The organism is Paucibacter sp. XJ19-41 (genome assembly GCF_028462495.1).
In the GTDB taxonomy this organism is placed as follows: Bacteria; Pseudomonadota; Gammaproteobacteria; order Burkholderiales; family Burkholderiaceae_C; genus Roseateles_E.
Genome location: NZ_JAQOWX010000010.1, coordinates 72,183 through 78,182 on the forward strand (window position 1 = coordinate 72,183; position 6,000 = coordinate 78,182).

Annotated in this window: 5 protein-coding genes and 1 pseudogene; 2 read left to right on the forward strand and 4 right to left on the reverse strand. The window is 67.9% G+C overall.

The features are described from left to right. Nucleotides 1–215: 215 nt before the first annotated feature. From PO768_RS04440 to PO768_RS04455, 4 genes are all read right to left on the reverse strand, one after another. Complete coding sequence (locus PO768_RS04440) at nt 216–932, reverse strand: class I SAM-dependent methyltransferase (protein ID WP_272645075.1); 717 nt, start codon at nt 930–932, stop codon at nt 216–218. A 215-nt stretch (nt 933–1,147) separates the two neighbouring features. After that, nucleotides 1,148–2,134, reverse strand: a complete 987-nt coding sequence (gene dgcA, locus PO768_RS04445; protein ID WP_272645076.1) for an N-acetyl-D-Glu racemase DgcA — start codon at nt 2,132–2,134, stop codon at nt 1,148–1,150. Continuing rightward, nucleotides 2,124–3,152 carry a DUF1611 domain-containing protein gene (locus PO768_RS04450; protein ID WP_272645077.1) on the reverse strand — a complete coding sequence of 343 codons (1,029 nt, stop codon included), beginning with the start codon at nt 3,150–3,152 and terminating at the stop codon, nt 2,124–2,126. Before PO768_RS04450 ends, dgcA begins: the two co-directional genes overlap by 11 nt. Nucleotides 3,153–3,196: 44 nt before the next feature. Beyond that, the gene (locus tag PO768_RS04455) at nt 3,197–4,891 is read right to left on the reverse strand and encodes a serine hydrolase domain-containing protein (protein ID WP_272645078.1); all 1,695 of its coding nucleotides are present in this window, start codon (nt 4,889–4,891) and stop codon (nt 3,197–3,199) included. 296 nt (nt 4,892–5,187) lie between these two features. Between PO768_RS04455 and PO768_RS04460 the strand changes: the two genes are divergently transcribed. Together PO768_RS04460 and PO768_RS04465 are read left to right on the forward strand one after the other, a co-directional pair. Further along, nucleotides 5,188–5,763: an RNA polymerase sigma factor gene (locus tag PO768_RS04460; RefSeq protein ID WP_440402393.1), complete on the forward strand. Its 576-nt coding sequence runs from the start codon at nt 5,188–5,190 to the stop codon at nt 5,761–5,763. Continuing rightward, nucleotides 5,760–6,000: pseudogene (locus PO768_RS04465) on the forward strand (hypothetical protein); the annotation flags it as partial. The gene PO768_RS04460 and the pseudogene PO768_RS04465, both read left to right, overlap by 4 nt.

Genomic DNA, 6,000 nt, shown 5'->3' on the forward strand with positions numbered 1-6,000 from the left:
GGGGGATTGAGCCCGGACACCGGAAGTCCGGTGGACTTGCGGTGCCTGGCGAAAGCCAGGGCCGCCAGGCCCTGGCAGGCAGCAGCAGGTCTGCCCGTCCTCCTGCGCTCAGCACATCAGCAACTCATCTGGCCGCGAGGCAGATGATGAGTCGTGGCTGCGCCGCAGCCAGGGTGCAGTACCGTAGCGCGTCCGGTCAGTCGGCATTTTCGGCTTCAGCCTGGGCGCTGGCAGATGTAAGTGGCGTAGACGCCCCGTGCGTACCGTGCTTGTTGAAGGCGAAAGCCAGCGCGTTCCAGCAGGCCTTCCATGACCCAAGCGAACGTGCTGTGTTCGTCGCGCACATGAGTGACGTTCTCGTCGCGGCTGTAGCCGCGTTCCTCCTGCATCCATTTCAGCCACGCGTCCACTGTCTCCTTGATCTCCGACGGATGGCACGAGTAGACGACATCCCGGAGCATGAACGTGGCGCCAGGCTTCAGGGCTGCGTGAATCCGCTGCAGCGCGACAAGCTTCCAGAAATCGTTGAGGTGATGCAAGGCGTACTGCGTTGTCGCAATGTCAAGGGAGTTCGCAGGCAGTACGAAGCTCAAGAACCCTGCTTGCTGAAGCCTGATGCCAGATGCGCCCAGAATCTCAGCACGCTTGCGCGTGGCTTCGAGCATCTGTGCCGAGATGTCGATCGCGTGTACTTCACAGCCCGCGAGTGCAGCTTGGCAGGCTAGGACACCTGTTCCACAGCCGAAGTCAGCAAAGACTTGGTCTGATTGAAGACCAAGCTCAGCCAGAAGCGCTGCTGCGGCGGCATCTGTCGACCGCTGACGGGCATCGTACGTGGCGACCTGAACCGGTTCGGAGAAGTCAACGCCGACATGCTTGCTGTCGTCGTAGTACCAATCTGAGCCCTGGAGTGCTTCGATGTTGATAGCCATTGCGGACCTCGGTTGAGTAGGTCAGGATGCTTATGCCTACACAAGATGGCTTCGTGAGGGCCGCGCATGGAGAGCAAATCTAACAGCATCTTGCTTGTCGGACTGGACGCCCACAAGGATGGCGTCGACATGGCCGGGCAGGGGCACTGCGCAGGCTCATCAGCCGGGGCCAGGTCTTGCACATCGTCTATGCATGAAGCCAGACCCCCTCCCGCTCAGCCCCAGAGCGCCGGCTCGGCGGCGCCGAGCATGGCGCCTTCGTAATGCATGGCCTGGGCGCGGTCGGATTGCATCAGCATCGGGCCGTCGAGGTCGACATAGCTGCAGTCCTGCGCGATCAGATGGGCCGGGGCCATGGCCAGCGAGGTGCCACCCATATTGCCGACCATCAGGCCGAAGCCCATGGCCTTGGCCTCGCGTGCCAGGGCCAGCGCTTCGGTCAGGCCGCCCGTCTTGTCGAGCTTGATATTGACGTACTGGTAGCGACCCACCAGCACCGGCAGCGAGCTGCGGTCCACGCAGGACTCATCGGCGGCCAGCGGTATGGTGCAGACCAGCCCGTCGAGCTGGGCATCCGTGCCGCGCTCGACCGGTTGCTCGATCAGCTCGACGCCCTGGGCCTGCAACTCAGGCAGGATGCGCTCGAGCAGCTCGCGGCTCCAGGCCTGGTTGGCATCGACGACCAGGCGGGCAGACGGATGCTCCTCGCGGGCGAAGCGCACCATGTCGACATGCCGGCTTGCATCGGCCTTCAGCTTGAGCAGGGGCAGATGCCGCGCGGCGCGGATCTTGCGCCGCACATCGGCCTCGCTGCCCAGGCCAATGGTGTAGGCCGTCAGCACCGGGGCCACGCGCTCCAGGCCCGCCAGCTGCCAGGCGCGGCGGCCGGCCTGCTTGGCGCGCAGGTCCCACAGCGCGCAGTCCAGCGCGTTGCGCGCGCCGCCGGGCGGCAGCAGCTGCATCAGCGCCTCGGTCGACAGGTCCTCATGCAGCCGGGGCCGCAGCGCCTCGATCTGCGCGGCCATCGTCAGCGTCGTCTCGCCCTTGTAGGGCACGCCGGTGGCCTCGCCATAGCCACAGCGGCCCTCGCGATCGGACAGACGCACGACCAGCACCTGAATCTCGGTCATCACGCCGCGCGAAATCTCAAACGGTTCCTGCAGGGCCCAGCTCTCGCTGGTGAGCGTGCAATCAAGCGACATGGGAATACTCCTTGTGTGGGTGGATGGCTTGGACCAGGCGCTCGACACCGCCGCGCATCGGATCGACCACGGGCAGGCCCAGCTCGGCCTCGACGCGGTCGCGGTAGGCCCGCCAGTCCGCATCGCTGAGCGCGGACGAATTGATGCTGATGCCGACGCAGCGCACCGCCGCATTGGTCAGGCGTGCGGCGCACAGATAGGCCTCGATGGCCTCGGCCAGCGGCGGGGTCGGGAAGTCAGGCAGGCTGGCAATATGCTGCCGACCGGCGTGGTGGCACAGCACCAGCGCGTCGGGCTGCGAGCCATGCAACAGGCCCAGCGTGACGCCCGCATAGGCCGGGTGGAACAGCGAGCCCTGGCCCTCGATCACATCCCAGTGCCCGGGCTCGTTGTCGGGCGAGAGCTGCTCGGCCACGCCGGTGACGAAGTCGGACACCACCGCGTCGATGGCCACGCCGCTGCCCGAGATCATCACCCCGGTCTGTCCGGTCGCACGAAAGCTCGCCGGCACGCCGCGCGCCTGCAGCGCTCGGGCCAGCGCCAGCGCGGTGTACTTCTTGCCCAGCGCGCAATCGGTGCCGACGGTCAGCAGCCGTTGCCCGCTGCGCTTGCGGCCGGTGCCGGTCACGCGCGGCCAGGCGCCGTGGCGCACATCCTGCAGCTGCACGCCGGCGGCCTGGGCGGCAGCAGCCAGCTCGGGGATGTCGCTCAGCCGCGTGTGCAGGCCGCTGACGATATCCAGACCCGCGCGCACCGCCTCCAGCAGGCTGGGCAGCCAGTGCGCCGGCAGCTTGCCGCCGACCGGCGCGATGCCGATCAGCAGCGAGCCCGCGCCGGCCGCGGCCGCCTCGGCGACGCTCATCGCCGGCTTGCCGGTGCTGACGGCGGCCCCGGGATAGGCCAGCTCGCCGAGCACATCCTCGGGGCACCAGTCGGCCACGCCGAAGGCGGTCTTGGCATCCACGGCCGAGCTCACGTCACCGAGGAAGATCAGATAGGGTTTGCGCAATACAAGCATGTCGGAGAAATCCCTAGGGAAGAGGAAGAGAAACGGGGAATCAGTCAGTCGCCGTAGCGTTCAAACGCCAGTTGGCGGGTGCGCGGCGTGTCGAGGCGGAAACCGCTCACTGGGCCGCTCGGCGGGCCGCCAGCGGGCGCGGCGCGCAGCACCGCATTGCCGCCATGGCCCATCGGTACGTCGAGCGCCTGGCAGCCGAACAACTCGGCCGAGAGGGCCCGCAGCTCGAAGCGGTTGCCACCATAGGCACCACGGATCTGCAGCAGCAGCCGCTCGCCGTCGAAATCGATGCGGGCCTCGGCATCGAGATCGGCCGAACGGTAGCGGCCCAGCAGCGGCGCGCCGGCCTTGGCTGGCGGTGGTGGCGTCTGGGGCAGCAGCTCGCAGCATTCGCTGCGGCCGTCCGCGACCAGATCGAGCTGCGATGGCGCCCCCGCGCCGGCGGTGGCCAATTGCGCGATCGGCAGCAGGTATTGCCCGATGCCGCCCTCCTCGAAAGGCTTGCACAGCTGCGCGCCCTCGTCGCGCAAAGGCATGGCCGGCCCTTCCAGCAGGCTCAGGCCCAGCGCGGCGCCGGCTTTGGCAAAGCCGAAGACCAGGCCCGTCTCGCGGCCGCGATAGCGCCGGCCCAGCATCGACGCAAAGCGCTCGGCGGACGCCGGCGCCGCAGCGGGGCCGAGCACTGCGTCACCCAGCATCGCGTCGACAATGCGCAGCGCCAGCTCGCGCGGGCTGCATGGCGCACCATTGCCGATGATGACGATGTCCAGCGCCTGGCTGGGCACGGTCAGCATCTGGCTGGCGCCGCCGATCACGGCACCCGGATGGTGAATCACTTCCAGGCCGCGGTAGTCGTGCCGCATCAGGCCCAGGCCGTAGGGCGTGTGGTGGCCATTGGCCAGCCGCGTCGGCGCCAGCATCTGCTGCCAGCTGGCCGCGCTGCCCACGCGCTTGTGCGGCGCGCGCAGATGGGCCAGCCAGCGCAGCATGTCGTCGATGCTGGAGACCATCGCGCCCTCGCCGCGCAACTCCTCGGTCGGGAAGATGCCGCGCCGCCAGCCACCGCCTTGTGCGGCCGGCAGATGCAAGGTGGCCATGCCGGGATGCAGCTCGAAGTCGCTGGGCACCGAGGCCGTGTCCTGCATACCCAGCGGCGCGAAGATGCGCTCTTGCAGGAACTGCTCGAAGGGCAGGCCGGAGACGTCCGCTATCACTCTTGACAGCAGCTGGTAGCCGCTATTGCAATAGATCACCTGGCTGCCGGGCGCGAAGTTGGCCTCGCGCTGGCGCCGCTGCACAGCCCAAGCCACGCCGGCGGGCTTGATCGCCATGCCCTCGGCGATGAAGCCCAGGTCGAGGTAGCAGCGGTAGCCGCTGCTGTGGTTCATCAGCTGGCGCAGGCTGGGCTCGGGCCCCTGGGCAGGAAATGCCGGCAGCTCGGGCAGATAGGCGCGCACCGGGGCGTCGATGTCGAGCCGGCCCTCCTCGGCCAGCAGCAGCGCGGCCAGGCAGGTGAACTGCTTGCTGGTGGAGCCGATGCGCATGCGGGTCCAGGGCGCGTTGGCCACGCCATGCTCGACGCTGGCCAGCCCGATGCCGCGCCGGTACAGGCTGCGGCCATGCAGGGCCACACCGACGACCAGGCCCGGCGCATCGCTGCGGGCCAGGGGCTGGAGCAAGGCGTCGAGGGCGGCGATGCGGGGACCGGAGTTCTGCGGTGAAGACGGGGAGGCGGACATATCGGATCGGCTCAAGGGCTGTGCTGCAAAACCAAGACGAGGCAGCGGCCGAGATCCGCGGAAACCCTGGGTATCTACCAAGGCCGACCCGGCCTGCAAAATATCTTTGCGCCGCACGTACCGGATTTCCGCAGCTGCTTCGTCATCAGAAGCAGGCGGGCACTGCGGATCGTGGCAAGCTCCGCCGACATGAGGAGCCGTGTTGAACACTGAAGAGTTGAACGCCTGGTTCGTGGNCGTCATCAGAAGCAGGCGGGCACTGCGGATCGTGGCAAGCTCCGCCGACATGAGGAGCCGTGTTGAACACTGAAGAGTTGAACGCCTGGTTCGTGGACCAAGTGCTGCCGCTGGAAGCCATGCTTGAACGCTTTTTGCGGCGCAACTGGCGCGATATGGACGAGATCTCCGACCTGCGTCAGGAGGTTTACGCGCGCGTCTATGACGGCTGTGCACGGGGCCGGCCCGATTCGGCCCAGGCTTTTGTGCTGACCACGGCGCGCAATCTGCTGATTGACCGCGCCCGGCGCGCGCAGATCGTCTCGATCGAGACCTATGCCGATATGGATGCGCTGGCGCCGACGCTGGACGAGCTGAGCCCGGAGCGCCATCTGGCCGCGCGCAGCGAGCTCAAGCTGCTGCAGATCGCGCTGAACCTGCTGCCGGCGCGCTGTCGCGAAGTCATTGAGCTGCGCAAGATCGAGGGCCTGTCGCAGCGCGAGGTCGCCTCACGCATGGGCATCACAGAGGACACGGTGGAGCGCCAGGTCTCCAAGGGCGTGCGCGCCCTGGCGCTGGCGCTGCAGGCAACGGGGCTGGGCAGCGCTGCACGCAGCGTCGCCGCGCCGTTGAGGAAGGGACGGAAAACACAATGAAAAACAAAGAGTTGAATGACATCGAGGCCAGCGCGGCAGACTGGATCGCCGAGCGCGACCGCCAGGGTGGCCGCCTGCCGGCCGAGCGCCAGGCCGAGCTGGAGGCCTGGTTGAGCGCGGCGACCGCACACCGTGTCGCCTTTTTGCGCCTGGACCAGGCCTGGCAGCGCGCCGACCGCTTGCGCGCGCTGCAGGGCGCCGCACCGATCTTCACGCCGCCGCCGGCGCCGCGCGGCT